General features: G+C 67.5%; 27 protein-coding genes and 1 pseudogene. 13 read left to right on the top strand and 15 right to left on the bottom strand.

Annotated features, from left to right (window positions below; all coding sequences use genetic code 11):
- The 6 genes from FFS27_RS08110 to FFS27_RS08085 form a co-directional block, all read left to right on the top strand.
- A partial coding sequence (locus FFS27_RS08110) for a tripartite tricarboxylate transporter permease (RefSeq protein ID WP_137951968.1) occupies positions 1 to 1500 on the top strand: 1500 nt, incomplete at its 5' end.
- Positions 1501 to 1567: 67 nt separating this feature from the next.
- Positions 1568 to 2515, top strand: coding sequence for a LysR family transcriptional regulator (locus tag FFS27_RS08105; protein ID WP_003089050.1), 948 nt, complete (start codon positions 1568 to 1570; stop codon positions 2513 to 2515).
- An 81-nt stretch (positions 2516 to 2596) separates the two neighbouring features.
- Positions 2597 to 3073, top strand: a complete 477-nt coding sequence (locus FFS27_RS08100; protein WP_003089049.1) for a hypothetical protein — start codon at positions 2597 to 2599, stop codon at positions 3071 to 3073.
- Between the two features lie 298 nt (positions 3074 to 3371).
- Positions 3372 to 4178 carry an ABC transporter substrate-binding protein gene (locus FFS27_RS08095; protein ID WP_021264752.1) on the top strand — a complete coding sequence of 269 codons (807 nt, stop codon included), beginning with the start codon at positions 3372 to 3374 and terminating at the stop codon, positions 4176 to 4178.
- A gap of 80 nt (positions 4179 to 4258) precedes the next feature.
- Entirely contained in the window at positions 4259 to 4975 is a 717-nt protein-coding gene (locus FFS27_RS08090; RefSeq protein WP_003089046.1) for an amino acid ABC transporter permease, read from the top strand.
- Position 4976: 1 nt separating this feature from the next.
- Complete coding sequence (locus FFS27_RS08085; protein WP_003089043.1) at positions 4977 to 5654, top strand: amino acid ABC transporter permease; 678 nt, start codon at positions 4977 to 4979, stop codon at positions 5652 to 5654.
- Positions 5655 to 5669: 15 nt separating this feature from the next.
- Here FFS27_RS08085 and FFS27_RS08080 read toward each other — a convergent pair whose 3' ends face one another.
- The 9 genes from FFS27_RS08080 to hcnA form a co-directional block, all read right to left on the bottom strand.
- Positions 5670 to 6554 carry a DUF1911 domain-containing protein gene (locus tag FFS27_RS08080; RefSeq protein ID WP_003132094.1) on the bottom strand — a complete coding sequence of 295 codons (885 nt, stop codon included), beginning with the start codon at positions 6552 to 6554 and terminating at the stop codon, positions 5670 to 5672.
- A 125-nt stretch (positions 6555 to 6679) separates the two neighbouring features.
- Positions 6680 to 8275, bottom strand: a complete 1596-nt coding sequence (locus tag FFS27_RS08075; protein ID WP_021264749.1) for an EAL domain-containing protein — start codon at positions 8273 to 8275, stop codon at positions 6680 to 6682.
- Between the two features lie 88 nt (positions 8276 to 8363).
- Entirely contained in the window at positions 8364 to 9239 is an 876-nt protein-coding gene (locus tag FFS27_RS08070) for an NAD(P)-dependent oxidoreductase (protein ID WP_003089038.1), read from the bottom strand.
- Positions 9240 to 9244: 5 nt separating this feature from the next.
- The gene (locus FFS27_RS08065; protein ID WP_003089035.1) at positions 9245 to 9589 is read right to left on the bottom strand and encodes a putative quinol monooxygenase; all 345 of its coding nucleotides are present in this window, start codon (positions 9587 to 9589) and stop codon (positions 9245 to 9247) included.
- On the bottom strand, positions 9586 to 10623 hold the full coding sequence (locus FFS27_RS08060) for an NADP-dependent oxidoreductase (RefSeq protein ID WP_003089033.1): 1038 nt from the start codon (positions 10621 to 10623) through the stop codon (positions 9586 to 9588). Before FFS27_RS08060 ends, FFS27_RS08065 begins: the two co-directional genes overlap by 4 nt.
- A 130-nt stretch (positions 10624 to 10753) precedes the next feature.
- Complete coding sequence (locus FFS27_RS08055; protein ID WP_021264748.1) at positions 10754 to 11338, bottom strand: TetR/AcrR family transcriptional regulator; 585 nt, start codon at positions 11336 to 11338, stop codon at positions 10754 to 10756.
- A gap of 152 nt (positions 11339 to 11490) precedes the next feature.
- Positions 11491 to 12744: a cyanide-forming glycine dehydrogenase subunit HcnC gene (gene hcnC, locus FFS27_RS08050; RefSeq protein WP_003089029.1), complete on the bottom strand. Its 1254-nt coding sequence runs from the start codon at positions 12742 to 12744 to the stop codon at positions 11491 to 11493.
- A gap of 2 nt (positions 12745 to 12746) precedes the next feature.
- Positions 12747 to 14141 (bottom strand): cyanide-forming glycine dehydrogenase subunit HcnB, encoded by a 1395-nt coding sequence (gene hcnB / locus FFS27_RS08045; RefSeq protein WP_003089027.1) that lies wholly within the window; start codon positions 14139 to 14141, stop codon positions 12747 to 12749.
- A complete protein-coding gene (gene hcnA, locus FFS27_RS08040; protein ID WP_003089025.1) occupies positions 14138 to 14452 on the bottom strand; it encodes a cyanide-forming glycine dehydrogenase subunit HcnA in 315 nt (104 codons plus the stop codon). Before hcnA ends, hcnB begins: the two co-directional genes overlap by 4 nt.
- Positions 14453 to 14649: 197 nt before the next feature.
- Between hcnA and FFS27_RS33985 the strand changes: the two genes are divergently transcribed.
- Positions 14650 to 14916 carry an alpha-amylase family glycosyl hydrolase gene (locus tag FFS27_RS33985; protein WP_003089023.1) on the top strand — a complete coding sequence of 89 codons (267 nt, stop codon included), beginning with the start codon at positions 14650 to 14652 and terminating at the stop codon, positions 14914 to 14916.
- Here FFS27_RS33985 and FFS27_RS08030 read toward each other — a convergent pair.
- Positions 14876 to 15289 (bottom strand): CBS domain-containing protein, encoded by a 414-nt coding sequence (locus FFS27_RS08030; protein WP_003089022.1) that lies wholly within the window; start codon positions 15287 to 15289, stop codon positions 14876 to 14878. The genes FFS27_RS33985 and FFS27_RS08030 overlap by 41 nt on opposite strands.
- Before the next feature lie 228 nt (positions 15290 to 15517).
- Between FFS27_RS08030 and exoY the strand changes: the two are divergent.
- Positions 15518 to 16653 (top strand): annotated as a pseudogene (gene exoY, locus FFS27_RS08025) (type III secretion system adenylate cyclase effector ExoY).
- Between the two features lie 105 nt (positions 16654 to 16758).
- Here exoY and FFS27_RS08020 read toward each other — a convergent pair.
- From FFS27_RS08020 to FFS27_RS08010, 3 genes are all read right to left on the bottom strand, one after another.
- Positions 16759 to 17313 carry a ClpP family protease gene (locus FFS27_RS08020; protein WP_003089015.1) on the bottom strand — a complete coding sequence of 185 codons (555 nt, stop codon included), beginning with the start codon at positions 17311 to 17313 and terminating at the stop codon, positions 16759 to 16761.
- A 156-nt stretch (positions 17314 to 17469) separates the two neighbouring features.
- Positions 17470 to 17892 (bottom strand): low affinity iron permease family protein, encoded by a 423-nt coding sequence (locus FFS27_RS08015; protein WP_003089012.1) that lies wholly within the window; start codon positions 17890 to 17892, stop codon positions 17470 to 17472.
- Positions 17893 to 17919: 27 nt separating this feature from the next.
- Complete coding sequence (locus FFS27_RS08010; protein ID WP_003089007.1) at positions 17920 to 19134, bottom strand: carboxylate-amine ligase; 1215 nt, start codon at positions 19132 to 19134, stop codon at positions 17920 to 17922.
- Positions 19135 to 19319: 185 nt separating this feature from the next.
- Here FFS27_RS08010 and FFS27_RS08000 point away from each other — a divergent pair, with 185 nt between their 5' ends.
- Entirely contained in the window at positions 19320 to 20696 is a 1377-nt protein-coding gene (locus FFS27_RS08000; protein ID WP_003089000.1) for an iron-containing redox enzyme family protein, read from the top strand.
- Positions 20680 to 21630 carry a methyltransferase gene (locus tag FFS27_RS07995; protein WP_003088997.1) on the top strand — a complete coding sequence of 317 codons (951 nt, stop codon included), beginning with the start codon at positions 20680 to 20682 and terminating at the stop codon, positions 21628 to 21630. The genes FFS27_RS08000 and FFS27_RS07995 overlap by 17 nt, the downstream gene beginning before the upstream one ends.
- Here the strand turns inward: FFS27_RS07995 and FFS27_RS07990 are convergent.
- The gene (locus tag FFS27_RS07990) at positions 21614 to 21844 is read right to left on the bottom strand and encodes a hypothetical protein (protein WP_003088994.1); all 231 of its coding nucleotides are present in this window, start codon (positions 21842 to 21844) and stop codon (positions 21614 to 21616) included. The two genes, FFS27_RS07995 and FFS27_RS07990, sit on opposite strands and share 17 nt — an antisense overlap.
- A 160-nt stretch (positions 21845 to 22004) precedes the next feature.
- On the opposite strand from FFS27_RS07990, the gene FFS27_RS07985 reads away from it, so the two are divergent.
- Positions 22005 to 22613 (top strand): Yip1 family protein, encoded by a 609-nt coding sequence (locus FFS27_RS07985; RefSeq protein ID WP_003088991.1) that lies wholly within the window; start codon positions 22005 to 22007, stop codon positions 22611 to 22613.
- Between the two features lie 3 nt (positions 22614 to 22616).
- On the opposite strand, the gene FFS27_RS07980 is transcribed toward FFS27_RS07985, so the two are convergent.
- Positions 22617 to 24569 carry a hybrid sensor histidine kinase/response regulator gene (locus tag FFS27_RS07980; protein ID WP_335926899.1) on the bottom strand — a complete coding sequence of 651 codons (1953 nt, stop codon included), beginning with the start codon at positions 24567 to 24569 and terminating at the stop codon, positions 22617 to 22619.
- A gap of 229 nt (positions 24570 to 24798) precedes the next feature.
- On the opposite strand from FFS27_RS07980, the gene FFS27_RS07975 reads away from it, so the two are divergent.
- Positions 24799 to 25389, top strand: coding sequence for a hypothetical protein (locus FFS27_RS07975; RefSeq protein WP_003088985.1), 591 nt, complete (start codon positions 24799 to 24801; stop codon positions 25387 to 25389).
- Positions 25390 to 25401: 12 nt separating this feature from the next.
- Positions 25402 to 25644: hypothetical protein (locus FFS27_RS07970; protein ID WP_137951966.1), on the top strand; the 243-nt coding region annotated here is incomplete at its 3' end.

Here is a 25644-nt window from a genome sequence, read left to right as displayed (position 1 = left end):
ATGCAGGGCATGAGCCTGGTCCTCAGCGCCCATCACCTCGGCCTGATGGTGATCGGCGTGCTGCTCGGCATCCTGGTCGGCGTGCTGCCGGGCCTCGGTGCGCCGAACGGGGTGGCGCTGCTGCTGCCGCTGACCTTCAGCATGTCGCCGGTGTCGGCGATCATCCTGCTTTCCTGCATGTACTGGGGCGCGTTGTTCGGCGGCTCGATCACCTCGATCCTGTTCAACATCCCCGGCGAGCCCTCGTCGGTGGCCACCACCTTCGACGGCTACCCGATGGCGCGCAACGGCCAGGCCGGCGAAGCGCTGACCGCCGCCTTCACCTCGGCGCTCCTCGGGGCGCTGGTCGGCGTGCTGCTGCTGACCTTCCTGTCCACCCATATCGCTCGCTTCGCCCTGGCGTTCAGCTCGCCCGAGTTCTTCGCCGTCTACCTGCTGGCGTTCTGCACCTTCATCGGCATGAGCCGCAACCCGCCATTGAAGACCCTGGTGGCGATGACCATCGGCTTCGCCATGGCCGCCGTGGGCATGGATACCGTGTCCGGCGACCTGCGCCTGACCTTCGACCAGCCCTGGCTGCTTTCCGGGCTGAGTTTCGAGGTGGCGGTGATCGGCCTGTTCGGCATCGGCGAGATCCTCTGCACGGTGGAGGAAGGCCTGGTGTTTCGCGGCGAGCGCGCACGCATCACGCCGATGGTGATCCTGCGTACCTGGGCCAAGCTGCCGCGCTACTGGCTGACCTGGCTGCGCAGCGCGCTGGTCGGCTGCTGGATGGGCGTCACTCCGGGCGGCCCCACCGCAGCCTCGTTCATGAGCTACAGCCTGGCGCGGCGCTTCTCGAAGAACCGCGAGAACTTCGGCAAGGGCGAGGTGGAAGGCGTGATCGCTCCGGAGACTGCCGACCATAGCGCCGGCACCAGCGCCCTGCTGCCGATGCTGACGCTCGGCATCCCCGGCTCGGCGACCGCCGCGGTGATGCTCGGTGGCCTGATGATCTGGGGGCTGCATCCCGGGCCGACGCTGTTCGTCGAACAACACGACTTCGTCTGGGGCCTGATCGCCAGCATGTACCTGGGCAACGTGGTCAGCCTGATCGTGGTACTGGCGACCGTACCGCTGTTCGCCTCGATCCTGCGGATTCCGTTCGCCATCGTCGCGCCGATCATCGTCATGGTCTGCGCCATCGGGGCCTACTCGGTGCACAATGCCATGCTCGACGTGGTCCTGATGCTGCTGTTCGGCGCGCTCGGCTACCTGTTCAAGAAACTCGGCTACCCCATCGCCCCGCTGGTGCTCGCCGCGGTGCTCGGCGACAAGGCCGAGGACGCGTTCCGCCAGTCGATGCTGTTCTCCGACGGGCAACTCTCGGTGTTCTGGTCCAACCCGCTGGTGGCCAGCCTGACCGGCGCGGCGCTGGCGATGCTGCTCTGGCCGTTGCTGGCGCGGTGCGCCGGGGCGCTGTTCCGGCGTGGCCGGCGGAGTCTCCGGCATGCCGCCTGAGCCTGCGTCTGGCGGCGGGGTGGATTTCTTGTCACCCTGGGTCTCCCCGCCGCCAGCGAGATACGCCATGTCCCGGATTCCCGACGCCAGCATCATCCACAGCCGCCTGCGCCTGCGCCAGTTGCGCCTGATGCTGGCCCTGGAGGAACTCGGCTCGCTGCGCCGCGCCGCCGACGAGATCGGCATGACCCAGCCGGCGGCGACCAAGATGCTCCATGAGGCCGAAGACCTGCTCGGCGTCGAGTTGTTCGAGCGCTTGCCGCGCGGCATGCGCGCGACGCCTTTCGGCGAGACGCTGATCTATTACTCGCGGATGATCTTCGCCGAGCTGTCCGGGATGCGCGAGGAACTGGTTGCCCTGGAATCCGGCAACCTCGGCCGGGTCACCGTCGGAGCGATCCCGGCGCTGGCCTCGAGCCTGCTGACGCGCACCATCGCCACCCTGAAGCAGAGTCATCCACGGCTGTCGATGAGCATCCAGGTGGACACCAGCGACGTGCTGGTCCAGGCCCTGCAACAGGACCAGCTGGACGTGGTGCTCGGACGCATCCCCAGCGGCGCGCGCACCGACGACCTGGTGTTCGACAGCCTCGGCGAGGAAGAACTCTGCGTGGTGGTCGGCGCGCAGAACCCGTTGTCGCAGGCACGCAAGCTGGACTGGGGCGAGTTGCAGGAGCTGACCTGGGTGTTGCAGCAGCACCCCAGCCCGATGCGCGGGATCGTCAACCAGGCCTTCCACAATGCGCGCATCGACCTGCCGAGCAGTATCGTCGAGACCACCTCGATCATGACCCTGCTCTCCCTGCTGCAACAGACCGACATGATCGGCATCACTCCACGCTCGGTGATCGAGGACTACCCGGGCAAGCACCTGCTGGCGATCCTGCCGATCCAGCTGGAGCCGCGCCTGCCGCCCTACGGCCTGATCACCCGACGCAACCGGGTCCACTCCTCGGCCATGCAGACCTTCATGGCCAGCGTACATGCCGAACAGGCGCGGCACCTGGCGAAGTGAGCGGCACTAGCACAAATGAGCTAATAGCCGCGAGCCGGCTGGACCTCTAACATCCTCGGGCATTTCAACGGAGTGAATGCCATGCCCTCGATCAAGCCCTTCGGTCTCGCCCTGCTCGTCCTCGGCCTCAGCGCCTGCGCCTCCCTCGGTCAGTCGGGGAATCGCGACAACGAGGTCAAGGTCGCCGCGCAGAAGCTCATCGGCCAGCCCGCCGGCAAGGCCTTCGAACTGTTCGGCAAGCCCGACCAGGGCCTCGGCCCTTCGTCCTACGGTAGCGGCGGCTTCTACGCCTGGAACCGCGTGCGGACCCACATGGGGCCGGACAAGGTCTTCATACAGACCGGCACCGAGTACGTCGGCCAGCGCGAGACCTGGGTCGGCGTCGGTGGCCAGGGGGTCGCCGGCATGGCGCCGGTGAGTAGCGAGGCGGTCTATCGCAAGACCGGCTACTACGAGAACGAGACCATCCTCGACTATTTCTGCAGCATCACCCTGTACACCGACAGCCGAGACATCATCACCAACGCCAGCGTGATCGACTGCCGGGACAGCCGCTGACGGGGCCGCCGGGCCCCGGCCCTCCTTCTCGACGACGAACCCCCGACGCGGAAGCCCTGCGGATCATGGCGTTACGCTATCGTTTTTTATTTCCTTGAATCCTTGTTTTCATACCTCTTATTTCGTCTGGAAATAAGATAGATCGATTCATTCTTTTCTCCCGACCCTTGGCCCCTGCCAAACTCCCTTCGCCACGGGATACCCCCGCGCCGACATGGCGGCATTCCCATCCGGAATGTCCGCCCCACATTGCAAGGCCCTGATCGTCGATCGCGGCCGACAAGGAGCTGGAACTTTCATGAAGAAACTCCCCGCCATCACCGCCCTCGCCCTCGCCCTGATCTCCGGCCTGGCCCAGGCCGACCGCCTGGAGGACATCCGCAAGGCCGGCGTATTGCGCGTCGCGTCCTTCGACAGCAACCCGCCGTTCGGCTTCGTCGACGCCAAGAGCAAGCAGATCGAAGGCCTCGACGTCGACTATGCCAAGGCCCTGGCCGACAAGCTGGGCGTCCGGCTGCAAGTGCTGCCGACCAACCCGGCCAACCGCATCCCGCTGCTGACGGCGAACAAGGTCGACCTGGTCCTGGCCAACTTCACCATCACCCCGGAGCGTGCGCAGCAGGTGGACTTCAGCATCCCCTACTTCTCCTCCGGCCAGCAGTTCATCGTCAAGAAAGGCACCCTGACCTCGCCGGAAGTCCTCAACAAGTGGCGGGTCGGCGTGGACAAGGGCACGGTCAACGAAGGCGTGCTGCGCGAGAAGTTCCCCGGCGCCAAGGTCATCGCCTACGACGACACGCCCTTCGCTTTCACCGCCCTGCGCAACGGCCAGGTCCAGGCCATCACCCAGGACGGTCCGAAGCTGATCGGCCTGCTGGCCAACGTGCCCGACCGCGACAAGTACGAAGTGCCGCCCTTCACCATTTCCAACGACCTGATCGGCGTCGGTATTCCCAAGGGCGAGAAGGCCCTGACCGAGTTCGTCGACAAGAGCCTGCGCGAGCTGGAGCAGGGCGGCCAGGCGCAGAAGATCTACGACACCTGGTTCGGTCCGCAGACCAAGACCCCGCTGGCGCGCCTGTACAAGATCGGCGACAAGAGCTGAGCGGCCCGCTTCGCCCGCACGACCCGCGCGCCTCACTTCGCTGAGGCGCGTTTTTCGTTTTACCCGACGGAATCCCGCACATGTTCGGCGAACTTCTCGCCCCGCAGTACCTGCGCTGGTTGCTCGACGGCTTCCTGCTGACCCTCGGCCTTGCCCTGCTCAGTTGCCTGCTTGCCACCCTGATTGGCGCCCCCCTGGCCATCGCCCGGCTGTCGCGCCGGCGCCTGCTGTCCTGGCCGGCGCGCGCCTACCTGGCGCTGTTCCGCAATACCCCGCTGCTGGTGCAGCTGTTCTTCTGGTACTTCGGCGTTCCCGCGCTGCTGCCGGAAGCGCTGGTGAGCTGGCTGAACACGCCGCACGAGACGCCCTTGCTCGACTGGCCGTCCTTCGAGTTCCTCGCCGGTGCCTGGGGGCTGACCCTCTATACCTCGGCTTTCGTCGCCGAGGAGTTCCGCGCCGGCATCGCCTCGGTACGCCCCGAGCAGCGCGCCGCCGGCCTCGCCCTGGGGCTGACCCAGCGCCAGGTATGGCGCGTGGTGGTGCTGCCGCAGGCCCTGCGCACGGCCCTGCCGCCGCTGCTCGGGCAGTACATGAATGCGCTGAAGAACTCCTCGCTGGCGATGGCCATCGGCCTGGCCGAGCTGTCCTACGCTTCGCGCCAGGTGGAAACCGAGACCTTCAAGACCTTCCAGGCCTTCGGCATCGCCACCCTCCTCTACATCGGCGCCATCGCCCTGATCGAAGCCTTCGGCCAGGCGTTGCAGCAGACCCGCCGCTACCGCCAGGGAGGTGCCTGAGATGGATTTCTCGGTCATCTCGGACAACCTGTCCTACCTGCTGCTCGGCGCCTACCCGGACGGCCCGCTCGGCGGAGCGGCGCTGACCCTGCTGCTGGCGTCGCTCTCCGGGCTGGCTTCGGCGGTGCTCGGCCTGGTCCTCGGCGTGGCCCTCGCGGTGCTGCCCGGCAAGCCGCGCCTGCTGCTGGTGACGTTGCTCGGCTTCTTCCGCGCGATCCCGGTGCTGATGCTGATCTTCTGGACCTACTTCCTGCTGCCGATCGTCTTCCACGTCGACGTACCGGCGCTGGCCACCGTGGTCTGCGCGCTGTCGCTGATCGGCGGCGCCTACCTCGCCCACTCGGTGTACGCCGGCATCCACAGCCTCCCCGCCGGGCAGTGGGCGGCCGCCCGCGCGCTCGGACTGCGGCCGTGGCAGGTATTGCGCCTGGTGATCCTGCCGCAGGCGCTGCCGGTGATGCTGCCATCCTTCCTCAACCAGTGGGTGTCGCTGATCAAGGACACTTCCCTGGCCTACGTGATCGGCGTCGGCGAACTGTCCTTCGTCGCCACCCAGGTGAGCAACCGGGTGATGGTCCACCCGACGGAGATCTTCCTGTTCGTCGCCCTGCTCTACTTCCTGCTCTGCACCAGCCTCGACCTGGCCGCCGCGTTCCTCGCCCGCCGCCGGCGGGCCTGAGCGGCGGCCGGTGGCTCAGGCGTCGCCGCGCGCCCGCGCGTAATCGACCAGGTCGCCGAGGTAATGCGGCGAGGCGCGCAGGACGCCATCGTCCCAGCCGTAGAGCACGCCCAGCGCCGACACCTCCATGGCCCACCAGCCCCAGGCGTAGGGGCCGGTCAGGCGGCGGGTCTTCTTCTGTGCCTTGGGGGAAAGCTGGAAGAACTCCCGGTACTGGCTTTGCAGGTAAGGCGCCAGCGCCTGGGCGTCGCTGCCGTCCGCCTCTTCGAAGAACGCCCGCAACTGCCCGAACGGCCGTGGATGGAAGGTTTCCTCGCTGGCGGAAGTCAGGCCGAGGGCGGCCGCGCCGAGATAGTCGAGCAGGCGGTCGGTATCGAACTGCAGGACCTCCTCGACCAGCGCCGGGATGAGCTCCTGGGCGTCGAGCAGCACGCCCATGGCGAGCAGTTGCAGCGCGAACGGGTACTGGCCGGTGCGCGGCGCCAGGGCCGGCGCCGTCTCGAAGTCGACCTCGCCCTGCTCGCGCAGGCTGTCGCGGGCGGCGCCGAGCAGCCGGCTGTAGTCCAGCCACAGCGCGGCGGTCTCCAGGTAGATGGAACGCAGTTCGGCGCCGGCCAGGCCCCGGTCGATGGCCTTGAGCAGCAGCGTGCTGGCGTTTTCCGCGGCCTGGCCCCAGGCCCAGGCGTTTTCCAGGGCTGCGTGCCCTTGCGCGGCGAATGGCTGGCGATAGCCGTGGCTCCGGGAAAACCTGTCGAGCGCGGCGATCAGTTCGCGCCAGTCGGCTTTCCAGTCGGCGAGGTCGATGTTCCTTCGCGGCGCCCGGTCGGTGCGGGCCAGGTTGCGCCATAGCGGCAGGGCTTCGGCGAGTCGGTTGTCCAGGGTGAAGGGGAATGCGTGCATGGCGGCCTGTGGTGATCGCGGCCGTTTCCGGCCGATCCGTGCGATCCGGAGTGCGGCCGTCCAGGCCGCGTCCGGTATGGACGGCCGATGCTAGCGCAGCGCGACGTCCCTGCGAAAGGCCCGCCCTAGCGGCCCGTCGGCTGGTTCCGGTAGTAGCCGAGGAAGGCCTCCAGCGGCAGTGCCTTGCCGAAATGCCAGCCCTGGCCGAGGGCCTCGGGCGAGCGGCGCAGCACGTGGTCGGCCTGGGCCTGTGTCTCGATCCCTTCGACGACCACGCCGATCTCCAGGTGCTCGGCCATCGAGCAGAGCTTGTCGAAGATCAGTTCGACGGCGCTGCTGTCGCCGATGGACTGGGTGAAGACCTTGTCGATCTTGATCGCGTCGACCGGCAGGTTGGCCAGGTAGACCAGGTTCGAATGGCCGGTGCCGAAATCGTCCACGTAGATCTTCAGGCCGAGTTCGCGCAGGCGGTTCATCCCGGCCAGCAGGCAGCCCTGGGCCTCGGTGGTGCGCTCGGTCAGTTCCAGCGCGACCTGTTCCGGGCGCACGCTTTCCCTGGCCATCTGGCGCATGGCGAAATCGATGAAACCGGGGTCGGCGATGTCCTTGCCGGTGACGTTGACACTGACGTAGAAGCTCCGCTGCTCCCTCAGCAACGGCCCGAGCTGCTTCAGGGCGCGGCGGAAGACGAAACGGGTCAGCAGTTCGATGTCGCCGCTCTCCTCCAGGGCGCCGATGAAGACATCCGGGGAAACCCGCCCCAGGCTGCTATCGGTCCAGCGCGCCAGGGCCTCGACCCCGGCGCAGCGGCCGCTGGCCAGGCGCACGATGGGCTGGTAGTGCACCTCCAGGGCCTCGCGCTTCAACGCGCGCAGCAGCCTGGCCGGCAGTTTTTCGTCGTTGAGGAAGCCGAACAGGTAGCTGAGCAGCAGCATGACGCCGAACAACAGCCCGCCGCCGATCGCCGCGGCCATGGCCGCGCGTCCGGGCTCGGTGCCAAGCAGGCCGCGTTCACGGAGAAGGGAGACCACGCAGATGTCCTGCGTCGGGTCGCACAGGCTTATCTGCCGGGCGCCGATGAAGCGCGGCCAGCCGGGCCGGCCGAGCGCCTCGAGGGGCTGGTCGTCGTCCCAGGCGAAACGGTGGTAGATGTAGTCGCCGCCGCGGCTGACGGCCGCCGCCGAGATGCCCGGGTCCGGGTGGTCGACATCGAAGTAGGCATGCGGGGCGATGAAGAGGATGGCGTTGCCGCGCCCGACCAGGCCGGAAGGCAGCATCTGCAGGGGCAAGGGCATGCCCTCCGACCAGAAGCGGGTGCCTCTGGCGTCGATCCGGTCGGGCGCAGCCAGCCCCCACGGCGATCGTAGCCGGCCGCGGACGCCGGTACAGACGATGCGATTGCCGCTGACCCGGCCGACGTCGCTCATGAAGCGCGATTCGAGCACGATGGAGCGCAGCGCCTCCAGGTCCTGGTCGCTGCAGGCCGCGGGGCCGCCGGCGTTCAACTCGTGGAGCATCTGCTCGGCCGCGGAGGAAATCTCCAGCGCCCGCTCCAGGGCCATTTCGGTGTAGGACGCCAGGTGCGCCCCGTCGTGCTGGCGATCCAGTTCGTTGATCACGAAGATCCCGCAGACACCGCCCACCAACGACGTGGTGAGCAGTATCGGCAGGATCCGCCGCCAGTTGATCCGGCCCGCGGCAGCCGTTTCACGCTCGGACATACCTTCTTCCCGTCAAAAGAGTTCATGGAAAGCACGCCAGATTGCCGAACAGCTTCACGGGCCCTGTCGGGCCGTGCGCAGAACCTTTTCAGATTTGTCCCGATCGTGACAACGCTACCTTCGCCAGCGCCGTCCAGTCCGATTCCCCGTCGCCATGGGCGATGGCTTCGAGCAACACGTCGTGCAACAGGCTGGCCAGCGGCAGCGGCACGTTGTGGCGCTTGCCGGCGGACAGCGCCAGGTCGACGTCCTTCAACCCGAGGACCAGGCGGAACCTGGCCGGGGTGAAACGCTGCTCGACGATCTGCGGGCCGTAGTTGCGATAGACAGGCGCATCGAAAAGCGTCGAGGACATGAGTTCCATGAACCGGCCGGGCTCGACGCCCAGGCGCTTCACCAGGGCGACGCTTTCGCCCATGCTTTCGATGGCGCTGGCGATCATGAAGTTACCAGAGATCTTCACCGCCATTGCGCTGCGCGGGTCTTTTCCGAAAAACCATGTCTTCTGTCCCATAATTTCCAGCAGTGCCTTGACTTGCTCGATGGCTTCCTCCGGACCGCCGACGACGATGTTCAGCTTGCCGGCCTCGGCCACGTCGGTGCGGCCGAACACCGGCGCGGCGACGAACGCGATGCCCTGGCGCTGGTGTGCCTGGTCGAGCGCCTCGACGCAATCGAGCGACAGGGTCGACATGCTCAGGTGGATAAGACCCGGCCTCGCCCGTTCGAGCGCACCGCTGTCGAGCAGCACGGCGCGAATCGCCTGGTCGTCCGCCAGCATGCTGATGACCACGTCGAGGCCGAACAGCTCGCCGACCTCCTCCGCCCTGGTCGCGCCCAGCGCCACCAGCGGCTCGCAGGCCGCCGCGGAACGGTTCCACAGCGTCACTTCGAGCCCCGCCTGCACCAAGCGGGTGGCCATGGCGGCGCCCATGCCGCCCAGGCCCAGAAATCCGACTTTCATCCGTTTCACTCCTCGTGGGGTCTTGTAGGTTCCGGATCTACCGGAGACAGGCTGGCCGCTGGCAGTTCCTCGAGAAGGAACACCTGGCGGTCCGCCAGGAGATCGGCGACGGCATCGGCCATCGCCCTGTAGTGCGGCATCCGTCGGTGCCGCTCGATGGCGTCGCGGTCGGCCCAGCGTTCGACGAAGACGAAGCGCCCGGCCTCGTCGAGGCTCCGGTGCAGGACGTAGGACAGACAGCCGTCCTCGGCCCGCGACGGCTGCACGCAGGCCAGCAGCAGCCGCTCGACCTCCGCCGCCCTGCCCTCGCGCGCCTGCAACAGCGCTACCACGCGGATCGCCTGGTTCATGCGTCGGCTCCGACGCGCACCACCAGCTTGCCGAAATTGCGTCCCTGGAGCAGGCCGAAGAAGGCCTCGGGGGCATTCTCCAGGCCGTCGACCCGCTCTTCGCGGTAGTGGATGAGGCCGTCGGCGAACCACTTCGACATGTCGCGCTGGAATTCATCGTAGCGATGGCCGTAGTCGTCGAAGATGATGAAGCCCTGCACCTTGATGCGCTTGCGCAGGATCGTGCCCATCAGCGCCGGCAAGCGGTCCGGCCCGGGCGGCAGGTCGGTGTCGTTGTAGTGGGCGACGATACCGCAGACCGGGATCCGGGCCTTGGCGTTGAGCAGCGGAAAGACGGCGTCGAAGACCTTGCCGCCGACGTTCTCGTAATAGATGTCGATGCCGTCCGGGCAGGCCTCGGCCAGTCGTTCGGCGAAGTCCGCGGCATGGTGGTCGAGGCAGGCATCGAAGCCGAGCACCTGCACGGCGTGGCGGCATTTTTCCGCACCGCCGGCGACGCCGACCACCCGGCAGCCCTTGAGCTTGCCGATCTGTCCGACGGTGGCGCCGACCGGCCCGGTGGCGGCGCCCACCACCAGGGTCTCGCCGGCCTGGGGCTTGCCGATGTCGAGCAGGCCCATGTAGGCGGTGAAGCCGGGCATGCCGAGCAGGCCCAGGGCGTAGGACGGATGCTCCGGCGACTCGCCCAGGCGCGCCAGGCCGCTGCCGTCGGAAAGCGCGTAGTCCTGCCAGCCGTTGGCCGAGAGTACCCAGTCGCCGACCTTGAACCCGGGATGGTTCGAGGCTTCCACCCGGCTGACCGTGCCGCCGACCATGACCGCGCCGAGTTCCACCGGCGGCGCGTAGGACGGCGCGTCGCTCATCCGTCCGCGCATGTAGGGATCGAGCGACAGGTAGACGGTGCGCAGCAGCACCTGGCCCGCGCCGGGCTCAGGAAGCGGAACCTGCTCGATGCGGAAGTTATCCCGGGTCGGGGCGCCGTGGGGGCGCGAGGCGAGGACGATGCGGCGGTTGACCTGCGTGGATTGGGACATATCCAGACTCCTCTGTCTGACGCATGTGGCGAACGGTTCATACCGTGCGCGGTATAAATTAGACCAGTCGACTACTAACAGGCCGAAAAAATACCCGCCTCTTGCGGGGCGGGTATTTCCTGGCGGAACCTCAGATTTCCAGCAGGCTGCGGGTGGTCTGCATGGCTGTTTCCAGCGGTCCCGAGCTGCGGTGCAGCTTGCTCAGCAGGCTCGCGCCGAGCCACAACTGGTACAGCGCGCTGGCCATGTGCCGGGCATCGCAGGGCGCGAGGGAGCCGTCGTCGCGGCCCTGCCCGAGGCAGCCGACCAGGCGTTCGATGATCCCGTCGGAGCCGTCGCGCAGGGTGATGCGCATGCTTTCCGAAAGGTCCGCGACCTCGGCGCTGAGCTTGACCACCAGGCAGCGCTGCTCGTCGCAGGGCGGGCAGGCGTTGTCCAGCCACTTCTGCCAGTAGCTCATCAGCCGTTCGCGGGCATTCAGCCCTGGCGCGGCGAAGCGCTGGTCCATGTCCGCCAGGTAGACGCGGAAGTAGTCCTCCAGCAGGGCCTGGCCGAACTGTTCCTTGGATTTGAAGTAATGATAGAACGAGCCCTTGGGAACGCCCGCGGTCTGCAGGATTTCGTTGAGGCCGACGCCGGAGAAGCCTTTGACCGCCATGATCCGGTATCCGGTATCGAGCAGATGCTGGCGGGTGTCGTCGTAGCTGGGTTTCATGGACGCACGGTAGCTTGAATTAGACCAGTCGTCTAGAAATAATTCGAAGCCATGAGTATAGCGCCGACGGCAACTGCGCCGCTGTCGGGAACCGTGCGGAACGGACGCCGGACCGGCGCCCGCCCCGCTCCGCGGATTTACCCCTCGCGGACCTAGCAGGCCGCGACCGCCACGGCGGCAGGCTCCGGCTGGAAGCGCGCGGCGAGGAACGGCGCGATGTCCAGCGGCAGCGTCTCTTCGTGGACCAGCCGGTCGAGCAGCACCCCGGTGATCGCCGAGGTGAGGATGCCGGTGCGGAAATGCCCGCAGGCGTTCAGGTAACCCTCCACCTCCGCCACCGGACCGAGAATCGGCAGTTCGTCCGGCGAGCCCGGGCGCAGGCCGGCCCAGGTGCGCTTGAGGTTGACCTGTTGCAGTTCCGGCACGCAACGCACCGCGCCCTGCACCAGGCCGGCGATTTCCGGGAAGGTGTTGCTGACGTCGAAGCCCTTGTCCTCGGTGGTGCTGCCGATCAGTATCTCGCCGTTGTCCTTCTGCGCCATGTAGCAGTCGCTGGTGGTCAGGCAACCGTTCAGCAGTCGCGGCATGCGCTCGGTGAGGACGATCTGGCCCTTCACCGGCTTCACCGGGATGCGCCGGCCGGTGGCCAGCTCGCTGAGTTCGGCGGCCCAGGCGCCGGCGGCGTTGATCAGGGTCCGGCAATGCAGCACCCCGGCATTGTCCGTGCGCACCCCGCTGATCCGCCGGCCCTGGCGCAGCACGCCGATGACGTTGGTTCCCAGCAACAGCTCGACGCCGTTCTGGCGCGCCGCCTCCAGGTAGGCGTCGGCCAGGCGGAACGGGCTGACCTGGTGGTCGCAGAGGAATTCCAGCGCGCCGTGGGCCGCGTGGCTGACCGCCGGCTCGGCACGACGCAGTTCCTCGCGGTCCAGCCAGCGTACCTGCTCGGCCAGATGCGGGATCTGCGCCACGATGTGCTCGGCGTACTGGCGATCCTCGTCGTCCTGGATCACGTATTTCAGGCCGGTGCGCTCGAACTTGAAGTCCATCCCGTGGCGTTCGATCAGTTCTCGGTGCAGTTCCGGGTACAGCGCGTTGGATTGCAGGGCGAGGTCGAAGAACGCCGGCGGCAGGATGTGCGGCGTGCTCGCGTCCACCGCCACCGCCGCGCCCTGGGCCTCGCGCCGGTTGCGGGAGGACATCATGCGGAAGAAGATCACCCCGCAGCCCAGCCCCACCGATTCGCCGATGGCCCAGAGGCCGCCGGCCGAGGCGCGGGTGGCGTTGCCCGGTCGCTTGTCGTCGACCACGGCGATGCGCAGGTTGCCGCGCCTGGACAGTTGGTAGGCGCAGGACGCGCCGATCACGCCGCCGCCGGCAATCACGATGTCATAGGTTCTGTTCATGTTCAGGCTTCCGTACCGAGGTTCTGGAATGCGGAAAACGGGATCGGATCGATCGGGAAACGCGGCCGCAGCCAGCCGACGTCGTGGCGTCCGGTGGCGCGGCGCAGGCGATCGCTGCAGTAGCCGATGCACATCCGCCCCTGGCAGTCGCCCATGCCGGCGCGGGTGCGCATCTTCAGCCCGGCGATGTCCTGCACGCCCTGTTCGAGCGCGCGCTCGATGTCGCCACGGGTGACCTGTTCGCAGCGGCAGATCACCGTATCGGCCCGCGCCAGTTCGACCTGGCGGGCGCCGCGCTGGGTGTAGCGCTCGACTCCGGCGCGGAAGCGCTTGATCGCCTCCAGGCGGGCGAGATGGGATTCTCGGCGTTCGATGGCCTCGGCGGGCGCGATCGCCTCGCGTTGCAGGAGGATCGACAAGGCCGCGATGCGCCCGCCGATCATCGCCGCCTCGCCGCCGCGGATACCCGCCATGTCGCCGGCCAGGTGGATGTGCGGTTGGCTGCTCTGCTGCCAGACGTTGCATTCCGCGCGCAGGTATCCGTCGTCGCTGAAGCCGTGCTCCAGGCCCAACTGCTGGCTGAGCTGGGTGCGCGGGATGAAGCCATAGCCGACCGCCAGGGTGCTGGCCTTCACCGGTCGCGCGTTTTCCAGGTCGGGCCGCCACTCTTCGTCGTAGGGCGCTACCGTCACTTCCGTCAGTTCTCCCTCGCCGCTGGCCTCCACCACGCCCCAGCCATAGTGCAGCGGAATGCCGTTGAGCTTGAGATAGCCGAGCATGCTCAGGCCGTCGAGGAACAGTTGCGGCTTGTTCAGCAGCGCCAGGCTTTCCCTGGCCATGCGGCCGAACGCGCAGGCCTCGTAGACCCCGGCGACACGTACCCCGGCCGCATGCAGCTGGCAGGCCACCAGTGGCAGCAGCGGGCCGCTGCCGGCGATCAGGGTATCGCCCAGGGGCTTCACCACGCCGCTCTTGATCTGCAATTGCAGGCCGCCGAGGAGCATCACCCCGGGCAGGGTCCAGCCGGGGAACGGCACGCTGCGCTCATGGCAGCCGGTGGCCAGGAGCAGGTGCGAATACTCCACCTCGTGCAGCCGTTCCGCCTCGTCGAGGACCATCAGGCGCTGGCCGTCGCCGCCGACCACGCGGCTGTTCAGGCGCAGGTCGATGTGCCCGGCGCAGGCGGAGAAATCGCGCCGCAGTTTTTCCAGCATCCGGGTGTAGCGCGCGCCGAGGTAGGCCGGATCGACGCCGGCCCGCAAGGGGCCGCGATAGACCACCCCGCCGGGACGCGAGGCCTCGTCGAAGAGGACGCAGGGGACCCCGCGCCTGGCCAGCTCGATGGCTGCGGCCATGCCGGCCGAGCCGCCGCCGACGATCACCGGGCGCAGGTTCATGGCCGTTCCTCCCGGTCGAAGCGGTTGCTTTCGGTTTCCACCCGCATGCCCGGCCGGACGACGGTCTGGCAGGCGCGGCGCTTGGGCCGGCCGTCGATGGCGACCAGGCAGCAGTGGCATACGCCCATGCCGCAGAAGGCGCCGCTGGCCTGGCCATGGTCGTTGCGCGCGAGCCGGCGCAGGCCCACGGCATTGAGCACGTTGAGCACGGTCTCACCGGCAGCCGCCGCGACGGGCTGGCCATTGAGGTGGATGGTCATGTCTGCCCGCGAGAGGGGCTGGATATCGTGTTGACGTTCAAGAAGGTGCATTGCCCTTTCATCCGTGAGAGAGAGTCGGGAGCCGGCGACACTAGGAGTCGGGCCGGGCGCGGACATTGATCCATGACAGGTGGGTATCTTCCCCTGCCAATTCTGGTAGGTGGGGTGCAGGTGTTCGCGCGGAAAAGTCGAACCCGCGCCTACCCCAGGGTGCCAAGCAGCAAAGCCGGCTCACCCGTGGAGGCCCCATGCTGCAATCCTTCCAGCCGCCCTGGTGGAAACGCGCGGTGATCTATCAGGTCTACCCGCGTTCGTTCACCGACAGCGACGGCGACCTGCCCGGCCTGGTCGCGCGCCTGGACCACCTGCACCGCCTTGGCGGCGACGCCCTCTGGCCGTCACCGGTGTATCGCTCGCCCGACCCCGGCGCTGCCGCCGCAGATCGCCACCACCCGTCGTTCCGTCATGTCCGACTCAGTGCGCGCGGGCCACGCCGCGCAAGAGGTTGGCGCTGAGCTTGTCGGCGTTGCAGGTCGCGATGTTGGCTAGCGAGACGATGCCTACCAGGCGCTTGTTGCGATCCATTACCGGCAAGCGGCGCTTCTCCAGTTGCGCCATGTTCTTCGCCACATGGTCCACTTCCTCGTCCTCGAAGCAGTAGCGCAGTTCCCCGCTCATCACCTCGCGCACCGGGCGGTCGGCTCCGAGTCCATCGGCGAGGCCGCGCACCGCCAGGTCGCGGTCGGTGACCACGCCGGTCAGGCGCTCGCCCTCGTTGACCAGCAAGGCGCCGATATCGGCCTGGCGCATCAGCAGCGCCGCCTCGCCGAGGGTGGTCTGGGGGGTGACGGTACGTACTTCGCGACTCATGATTTCACGGACTTTCATCGTTCTGTCTCCTTCTTCCGGCGCGCCGTTTTCGGCGCGGCTCTCCCTGCTTGTGAATCGCCCGCATGTGGGGAGTTCGAAGTTTCTTCCCGGCGTCGCAGTCATCTACCTAGCGCTCGCGCGGGCAGCGTGCGGCAAACAAAAAATTTGTCCGCGTTTTCTGATATCTCGCCGCTGCCCGGATTCTTATTCTCGACTCCTTCTTTGGCATATGCGGGAAAACGAACCATGCGTATCGACGGTCATCGTCAGGTGGTTTCTAACGCAACGGCACAGCCCGGACCGCTACAGCGCCCTGCGGATATGCAGGCACGGGCTCTACAGGACCTGTTCGATGCGCAGGGGGTGGGGGTTCCCGTGGAACATGCCTTGCGCATGCAGGCGGTGGCCAGGCAGACGAATACCGTCTTTGGCATTCGCCCGGTTGAAAGAATCGTCACTACGCTGATCGAAGAGGGTTTCCCGACCAAGGGCTTCTCGGTGAAGGGGAAAAGCTCGAACTGGGGTCCGCAGGCGGGGTTCATCTGTGTCGACCAGCATCTCAGCAAGCGGGAAAACCGCGACACGGCGGAAATACGCAAACTGAACCTGGCTGTGGCGAAGGGAATGGATGGCGGAGCCTATACCCAGACCGACCTGCGGATCTCTCAGCAACGCCTTGCGGAGCTGGTGCGGAATTTCGGCCTGGTGGCAGACGGTGTCGGGCCGGTTCGCCTCCTGACCGCGCAGGGCCCCAGCGGCAAACGCTATGAGTTCGAGGCCCGCCAGGAGCCGGACGGTCTCTACAGGATCAGCCGCCTGGGGCGGTCGGAAGCGGTGCAGGTACTGGCCAGCCCGGCTTGCGGGCTGGCGATGACCGCCGATTATGACCTCTTCCTGGTAGCGCCCTCGATCGAGGCGCATGGCAGTGGTGGTCTCGATGCAAGAAGGAATACCGCGGTCAGATACACCCCCTCGGTGCAAAGGATCCCCTGAGCGAGGACGGATTCTATGGCAGGGAGGATATGGCCAGGGGAAACATCACTCCGCGCACGCGGCAGCTGGTGGACGCCCTCAATGACTGCCTGGGCCGGGGGGAGCACAGGGAGATGTTTCACCACAGCGACGATGCGGGCAACCCAGGCTCCCATATGGGTGACAACTTCCCGGCCACCTTCTACCTTCCCCGGGCCATGGAGCATCGGCTCGGAGAAGAGTCCGTTCGCTTCGACGAGGTCTGCGTGGTGGCGGATCGGAAGAGCTTTTCCTTGCTGGTCGAGTGCATCAAGGGCAACGGCTATCACTTCACCGCCCATCCCGACTGGAACGTGCCGCTGCGGCCCAGCTTCCAGGAGGCGCTCGACTTTTTCCAACGTAAGGTCTGATGCGCGAAGGTCGTTGGCAAAGCCCGCTTTCCCCGGCGGCATGGGCATCCTGCCGCCTGTCCAAGGCCTTCCGCTTGCCGGAATATGCTGGGCGGCGCGGGGAAGCTAGGAATGGATACTCCACTGGCAGGCGGAAGCGGGTATAGGCGAATCGTCCACCGTATGGATCAGTCCGCAAGCCAGGGCGTCTTCCGGACCGAGGATGCGCGGATAGGCCATCAGGTAGCTCGGGATGTCCAGGCGTTCCGGCGCATCACGGGTGTTCTCGGCGACGATCCGGGCGTAAAGCTCCAGGTCGTAGTCGAGGCTCATCGCATATTCCGCCATCCGCGCATGGTCCACCGCGCCATGCAGGGTCCAGTGGAAAGGATGGAACAGGAACTTGCTGTGGGCACTGGCGCTGCGTCGCTCGCCGGCGAGGAACAGGATGTTGCCCATCGACTCGACGGTACCCAGGTTGTGGGTATGTATCGGCACCGGCAGCGCGCGCAGGAAGTTGTACAGGGTAAAGCCGTAGCTGCATTCCCCGCCCATGGTGGCGATGTTGATCCGCAACTCCTCGGCCTCCTGTTGCAGGACCTTGGCGCAAGTGTTGATCAGATTGCCGCAGGTGGACGAATTGATCGGCCCGGTGAAATGGATGATGTGCTGCTTGGACATGCTCGCCTCTCTTTCCGTATCGGTTCCTCGACGGTCTGCACGGGTTTCCCTACAGAGGATTGTCGCGCCTGCGCCGCGAGCCATCGGCGCGACGAATGGCAGTGCCGGCCAGGAACCAGGCACGATGAGCACGCGGCTGCCTTACGCAGGGAGGCTTCAGGCGTCGCGCTGTCGTTCCTCGCAGGCGCATTCGCGGGCTTCTTCGCTGGCTACGCCCTGCGGCGTATCTCCATCCCGCTCACCCATCCGCTGGTAGCGCTCACGCAGTTCGCGCAAGGTGTCGGCGTCCAGGTCGTCGAGTCCGAGCAACGCGTTGTGGGCGCGCCGGGTGCTGCGCAGCAGTTCGTCGATCTTGATGTGCAGCGCATCGGTATCGCGGTTCTGGGTGTTCTGGATGAGGAAGACCATGAGGAAGGTAACGATGGTGGTCGAGGTATTGATCACCAGTTGCCAGGTATCGTTGAAGTCGAAGAACGGCCCGCTGATCGCCCATGCCAGGATCAATCCGAGGGCGATGACGAAGGTCGGCGGCCGGCCGCTCCAGTTGGACAGGCGTTGGGCGAATCGGGAAAAGCTCATGGTGGCGAACCCCCTGTGACGTTCTCCCTACTCCTGACCGCGGATTGACATCGGCGCTCCAGCGGCCGGACGGAATGACCGGCCGCCTTCGTGGGCGCGCTTGCCGGCCGGACCGGCCAAGGCCGGCTGGAGATTCTCCTCCAGCAGTTCTTCCACCAGCCGGCGCAGCGCCACGTGCCGTTCCTGGCCCGCTGCGCGCAATGTCTGGTAGCGCCGCAACTGGCGACTGGCGGAGGTCTCTCCGAGCAATCCACGGGCATGCTGGTAGGCCCATTCGTTGCCCTGGCGGGCCTGCGGCCGGCACTGTCGCCAGGCCATTTCCAGCCAGTCCCCGGCACCTACGCAGCGGCCTTCGACGAGATAGCGGCCGGCGCAACCGTAACGCAGCGCCTGCCAGTAGTTTTCCTCCAGGCAGGCGTCGCGCGCGACCGGCAACGCACGCGGGTCCGCGCCCAGCGCTTCGCCCACCAGCGCCCTGAACAGCCCGGCCAGGCTCAGCGCGTCGGCCAGGCGCGGGCAGGCGTCGCAGATACGCAGCTCCAGGGTCGGCACATGGGATGACGGCCGGATCATCCACCAGACCTGGCCATCCTCGCGGATGCAGCCGGTCTCGCGCAGCAGCGCCAGGTGGCGGCGATAGGCGTCCTCGTCGGGCAAGGCAGGAGGAATGTTCATCCTCGGCCACTCGCCGCAGAGTGCCCGTCGATAGCTCGCCAGGCCGCTGCGCCGGCCGCCGCGGAACGGCGAGGATGCGCTCAACGCCAGCAGCAGCGGCAGCCACGGCAACACGCGCTGGAGCACAGCCATGCGGTCGTGGCTCGGCGGTATCTCCACATGCACGTGCAGGCCGCAGACCAGGCTGCGCCGGGCCACCCGCCCCTGGTCCTCGAACAGGCGGGCGAAGTGCGCCGCCGGGTTGCTTCGCGCCCGCCGCCAGTCGGCGAAGGGATGGGTGCCGACGCAGAGCGAGCGCAGGCCGAAGTCCATGGCCAGATGCGCCAGGCGTTGCCGGGCCTGACCGTGGAAGCGCGCGGCCTCGGCCAGGGTGGAGAACACCGGGCTGGCCACCTCGACCTGGCATTCGAACATCTCCTCGGCGAAATGCTCGCCGAGCGTGTCACGGCAGGCCGCGACGAATCCGGCGGGGGCGGAGCGGACGATGTCCAGGTCGGAGGCATCGAGCAGGAAGAATTCTTCCTCGATGCCGAAGCGAAGGCCGCTGGCGGCCAGGTCGTGGGTCATCGGCGCAGCTCCCGGGGATTGTCTCGGGAAGACGCCGGAGTGCCGTCGAGGTTCGTTTTTTCCGCCGTGAGGTTCCCCGGCGCGCCGCCGATCCTGCCAGTGAAACCTTTTTCCCCTGGTGTCACTCGCACCCATATGTGTGGTCGCCCCGGCCGCCCCCGCAAACCCACGACAAGGAACGCGACATGAGCCTGTCTTCGCCCCTCCCTGCCTCCAGTGCAAGCCCTTCGCCCAGGGTCCGCGACCTGTACCACGCCCTGCTCGACGAGCCCCGCGAGCACCTCGAAGCCGCCGGCGAGTTCCTCGACCAGCAATTGAGCCTGGCCGCCACCCATGACGACGACCTGCCGGAGGACCCCGCCGATTGGCCGGCCTGGCTCGACGCCGGGGCCCGGCGCACCGCCGAGGCGCATGCCGAATACCTCCGGGCACGGCGGCGCGGCGAAGGGCGACGCTACTTCCAGGTTCCCTCCCAGGCGATGCACTTCATTCGCAGCGTGGCCCCGACCAAGCTGGTCGACGGCGCCTGGCTCTACGGGCTGTTGCCGCATCATGGCGAGGAACGCCTGCGGCCGCTGCTGGAGACCTTCCTCGAAGAACTCGGCGACGGCGTCCCGGCACGCAACCACGTCCTGCTCTACCGGCGCCTGCTGGCCAGCATCGGCAGCGAGGAAGTCGAAGGCCTCAGCGATCTCCACTACCTGCAGGGCACCCAGCAACTCGCCCTCGGCCACCTCGCCGCGGACTACCTGCCCGAAGTGATCGGCTACAACCTCGGCTACGAGCAACCGCCGCTGCACCTGTTGATCACCACTCAGGAGCTGCGCGAGCTGGGCTTCGACCCCTACTACTTCCAGTTGCACGTGACCATCGACAACGCCGCCAGCGGGCATGCGCGCAAGGCCCTGCGCGCGCTCTACGACAACCTGCCGCAGCTTGGCGGGCGCGCGGCCTTCCTCGAACGGGTGAGGAACGGCTACCGCCTGAACGAGGTCGGCCTGAGCACTACGCAGGTAATCGACGGCTTCGATCTCGAGGAAGAATTGCTGGCCATGTTCGAGCGCAAGCGCCCCTACGCCGCCGGTATGCATTCGGATCGTTGCCGGATCGGCGGGCGCACGGTGAACCAGTGGCTGGCGGTGCCCGGGCGGTTCCCGGCGTTTCTCGCCTGCCTGGAGGAAGAGGGCTGGATCCGGCGCCATGCCGATCCGCGCGGCAGCCGCTTCTGGAACCTGATCGAGGGCGACCGGGCGGCAATGTTCGGAGTCTTCACTCCCTACGAGCAGCAGTTGCTGTACGACTGGATCGCTGGCGACTGGCAAGCCCCCGCTCCGGCGGACAGGGACCCGCTTGCGCCGCTGGCGGAGCCGGCGACGGCGGGCGGAGACGTGGATGCCGAGCAGGTCGCGCTGCGGCGCGAGCTGCTGCGGCTATCCCCCGAGCAGGGCGTCGCACGCCTTCTCGAACTGATGGCCCCGCACCGCCACCACGGACCCGCCGGTCTCCTTGCCACGCGGATGTTCAGCCAGCGCTGGAGGGCCGCCCATGCCCAGCCTGAATGATCCGCGCCTGGACGTCCTGGTCAGCCTCGGCAACTGGTTGCGAGGCCAGGACTACCGTTTCGTCACCGTCACCCCGGCTACCCATGAGCGCGTCAACGCCCGCCCGGAAAACCGCATGGCCCGGGACCTGGCCGGCATCTTCGGCTGGAGCCGGGCATTCGCCGGGGAAAGCCTGCCGGCCGACTGGCTGACCCTTCTTGCCGGCGCCGACCTGATCCGCCGCGAGGCGGACGGCTGGCGCAGCCAGGTGCGCGTCTCCAGCCTCGGCGAGCAACTGTTCGTCCATTCGGCCTTCCCTACCCTGGCCGCCGACGCGGTGTTCTTCGGCCCCGACACCTACCGCTTCGACCGGCTGATCCGCAGCCACCTGGCATCGTCCGATCCGGCACGCATCCGCCGTGCGGCGGATATCGGCTGCGGCGCCGGCCCCGGCGCGATCCGCATCGCCATGGCCTGCCCGGACGCCGAAGTACACGGGCTGGATATCAATCCGGCGGCGCTCGACCTGGCGCGGGTCAACGCGGCGCTGGCGGGGGTCGGTAACCTGACCCTGGCGCGTAGCGACCTGCTGAGCCAGGCGCCCGGTCGCTTCGACCTGATCGTGGCCAACCCGCCCTATCTCCTGGATGCCTCGGAGCGCGCCTACCGGCATGGTGGCGGGATGCTCGGCGCCGGGCTCTCGCTGGCAATCGTCGATGCCGCCCTCGAGCGCCTGGAAGCCGGCGGCAGCCTGCTGCTGTATACCGGCGTGGCGATGGTCGAAGGCGGCGATCCGTTCCTCGCCCGCATCCGCGAACGCCTGGCGTCTCGGGAGTGGAACTGGGACTACCAGGAACTGGACCCGGACGTGTTCGCCGAAGAGTTGGACAGCCCCGCCTACCGCGAAGCCGAGCGGATCGCCGTGGTCGGCCTGCGGGTCACTCGTCCCGCCTGAGGCGCTCCAGGCCTTCCAGGCTCCCCACCAGATCCTCGTTCAGGCGCTGCCAGCGCTCGGCCACCTCGGCCTCGGCCGGAATCACCGCGAGGACCTCGTCATCCACCCACTCCCAGGGCAGGCACAGGCGTTCCGCCTCGGCCCGGCTGGCGGCGCGCACGGTGCGGGCGAAACGCCGCCAGCCGCGCATGTGCTGGATTTCGTAGGTGGTCATGGCTCCTCCGGAAGACAGGGACGTTTGTCTTTCGGCGCTCCCCGCGTCTTCCGGTTCAAGTCCCTGGATGGGCGGTCGCGGACCGCCCGGCACGCCACCTGAACCCCCTCGCGCCGTGCCGGTCCAGACTCCTGAACGCCACAGAAAAGAGGTGCCCGTCATGACCCGCGAAATGGCTCGGCTACTGATCAGTCCCTCCAATGCCTGGCCTCGTCTGCGCCAGGACTACGACCATCACCCTTTCGCCTTCCTCGTTCCGCTGTTGCTATTGCCGCTGCTGCCGGCGGCCTGCCTGTTCATCGGCACTACCCAGGTCGGCTGGTCGCTGCCGGGCAACGACAGCGTGCAACACCTCTCCAGCGGCAGCGCACTGCTGCTGGCGACGATGTGTTACCTGGGCTTCGTCGCCGGCGTGGTGATCATGGGCTTATTCGTACGCTGGGTGCTGTTCCGCACGCCGTCGCGCCCCAGCGTACCGGGCAGCCTGACCTTCACCACGGCGATCGCCGTGCCCTTGATGCTCGCCGGGATCGTCGCCCTGGTGCCCTGGCGGATCCTCCTGCTGCTGGCCGCGGCGGCTGCCTGCGCCTACTCGGTACGCCTGCTGTTCACCGGCCTGCCGCTGTTCATGCGCATGCAGGAGCGGCAGACATTGTTCTACGCCTTCTGCATCCTCGGCGTCGGCTTCCTGACCCTGCTGACCACCGCCTTCATCTTCATCGAGTTCTGGGGGCAAAGCCTGGCCGGCAGCGGCGAGTACCTGCGCTGAGGCTCAGCCGGCCTTCCGCGTGCCGGTCAGGAAAAGGTACAACTCTTCCTGGCCGAACGGCTTGGCCAGCTTGGGCAACTGTGCCGCCGCGCCTTCGATCTTTTCCGCGAAGCCGGTGGCCAGGGCCATCTTCAGCGGCCGGCCCTGGGCCATGACCCGCTCCACCAACTGGCTGCCGTTCATCCGTGGCATCGCCTGGTCGGTCAGGAGGATGTCCAGCTCCGGCGTCGCCGTGAGAATCTCCAGGGCCAGGCTGCCGGAGTCGGCCTTGAGTACCGAGCAACCGAGGTCCTCCAGCATCGCCGCGGTGTTGTTCAACACCAGCGGGTCGTCGTCCACCACCAGTACTCGACAGGACAAGCGCACCCGCTCGCTTTCGCTGGGCGGCTGCGGCGTCGCGCCATTGCCCGTACGGGCTCTTTCCGGGGTTCGCGGGACGGCGGGTATCCAGATGTTCGCGGTGGTGCCGACGCCCGGCTGGCTCTCCAGGGTGAGCCGGCCGCCGAGCTGCTCGGCGAGGCCGTCGACGATCGACAGGCCCAGCCCGGTGCCACGCCCAATTCCCTTGGTGGTGTAGAAGGGTTCCACCGCACGGCGCAGGGTTTCCTCGTCCATGCCGCTGCCGGTGTCGCTGATGCTCAGGCAGATATAGTTGCCCGGTGCGAGGCGATGGGGATTGTCCGCCGGCACCCGCTGGTTGCTCGCGGAAAAGACGATGCGCCCGCCGTTGGGCATGGCGTCGCGGGCGTTGGTGGCAAGGTTGATGATGGACAGTTCGAGCTGGTTGGCGTCGGTCAGGCCGAGGTCGAGATCCAGGGGAAAGCGCGTCTCGATCGATACGCTCGGTCCCAGGGAATGGATCAGCAGGTCGGTCATCCCGCGCAACAGGTCGGGGATCGCGCAGGGCTGCGGATCGAGACGTTGCTTGCGGGCGAAGGAAAGCATCCGCTGGGTCAGGTTGGCGCCGCGCTGGGCGGCCTCCAGGGCGTTCTGCAAGAGGTCGGCGGTGCGCTGGTCGCCGGGCAGGCGTTTCTTCAGCAGCCCGAGGCTGCCGATGATTACCGTCAGCAGGTTGTTGAAGTCGTGGGCCACGCCGCCGGTGAGGTGCCCCAGGGACTCCATCTTCTGGGCCTGGAACAGCTCCTGGCGGGCCCGTTCCAGTTCGCGTTCGGCTTCGATCCGGTGGGTGATGTCACGGGTTACCTTGGCGAAGCCGATCAGCCGGCCATCGCTGTCGCGGATCGGATCGATCACCACGTTGGCCCAGAAGCGACTGCCGTCCTTGCGCACCCGCCAGCCTTCCTTCTCGAAACGCCCTTCGCGTTCGGCGGCGGCCAGGCCGCGGGCCGGCTCGCCGGCCTCGCGGTCTTCGGGGGTGTAGAAGCAGGAGAAGTGCCGGCCGATCACCTCTTCCGGCAGGTAGCCCTTGATCCGCTGGGCGCCGAGGTTCCAGTTGGTGATCCGCCCGCGGTGGTCGAGCATGTAGATGGCGTAGTCGGTAACGCTCTGCACCAGCAGGCGGAACTGCTCCTGGCTGCGCCGCAGCGCCTCCTTGGCTGCGCGCCCTTCGCTGAGGTCGTGGATCAGCTGGGCGAAGCCGAGCAACTGGCCCTGGCTGTCGCGGATGGCGTCGATCACCACCTGCGCCCAGAAGCGCTTGCCGTTGCTGCGCACCCGCCAGCCCTCGGTCTCGAAGCGGCCCTCGGCATCCGCCTGGCGCAGCGCCTGTTGCGGAACGCCGGCGTCGCGGTCCTTGCGGGTATGAAAGCAGGCGTAGTCGCGGCCGAGGATCTCGCTCGCGTCGTGGCCGAACAGGCGCGCCGCGCCGGCGCTCCAGCTGGCGATACGGCCAGCGCTGTCCAGGGTGTGGATCGCGTAGTCGTCGACCGCTTCGTCGAGCAGGCGGTTGCGCGTGGCCTGGTTCAAGGGGACTTTCGGTTTTCTTGTGGTTTTCATGGACGTGTTCACTCGTCGGCTGCTCGACCCGGGCTGCAAGGCACACCCAGCAAGGTAGTACGAAGAACGTCTTCCGGCCGCTCGCTGGCTCGCCCCAGGAACTTGGCCGACCTTTCGGAAGACCCCGGCGCGGCCGGCGAATTCCATTCGCCGGAACCTTGTCCGGAGTATGGCTTTCGATATGCAGGTAGGGACATCTCCTTTCCACCGCACCGACCCCGGAGTTCCCATGCGCAATCTGGAAACCGCAACCCTGAAGCTGGGGATATTCCATCCCCACGACAGCCTGAGCCAGGCGCTGATCGCCGCCGCCTTGCAGCGGCAGATCGAAGTCAGCGCCTTGCAAGCCGACCTCAACAGCCTGCAGGCGCGCCCCGGGCTGCGCTGCAAGCCAGCCAGCCTGGCGTCGTCGATCGAGGTCAGCCAGGCGGCGGCCGGTCTCGACCTGCTGTTCGCGCCGTTGTCCGACTACGCCGCCGAAGCCTTGCCGCCGATCTGCGCCGCGCTGATCGATGGCGCCCTGCGCGCCGAGGTACCGCGCCTGTTTCTGCTTGGCCATTGGCAATGGCTGGTGGCGCCGCGCGACGCCGGCGAGGAGCAACTGGGTGCCGGGCTCGAGCGCAGCCTCACGGTCAGCGGCCTGGACTGGACGCTGGTGGAGGTCCCGAGCCTTCCCGCCGGCCTGCGCATCGACGATTTCAGCCGCGCCGGCGACGTCGCGGAAGTGGAGGCCGCCAGGGTGTTCGCCTGCGCCGAAGCGCTGCTCGACGAAGTCCGTCTCGGCCTGCACAAGCGCCAGTGCCTGCGCCTGGCGCCCTGAGGAGTACCCACCATGTCCGGACCCGATACCCTCAGCCAGGCCTTCGGCACCCTGCTGCTGGCCCTGGCCTTCAGCGCCTTCATCGTTTTCGTTCGCGGCTACCGCCCGGGCGGGGTCAGCGGCGCCTGGTACGACCTGGTGCTCGCCTTCGTCGCGGTATGGCTGGCGTTCTGGCCCGAAGCCGGCGTACTCGCACGCTCGCCGAGCCTGGCCAATGCCCTGGGGTTGGTCTTGCAGGTCGGCGCTACCCTGCTC

The sequence above is a fragment of the Pseudomonas sp. 2VD genome, assembly GCF_005503585.1.
GTDB lineage: Bacteria > Pseudomonadota > Gammaproteobacteria > Pseudomonadales > Pseudomonadaceae > Pseudomonas > Pseudomonas aeruginosa.
The sequence above is the reverse complement of the archived record's forward strand: the minus strand, read 5'-3'. Positions and strand labels throughout refer to the sequence as shown.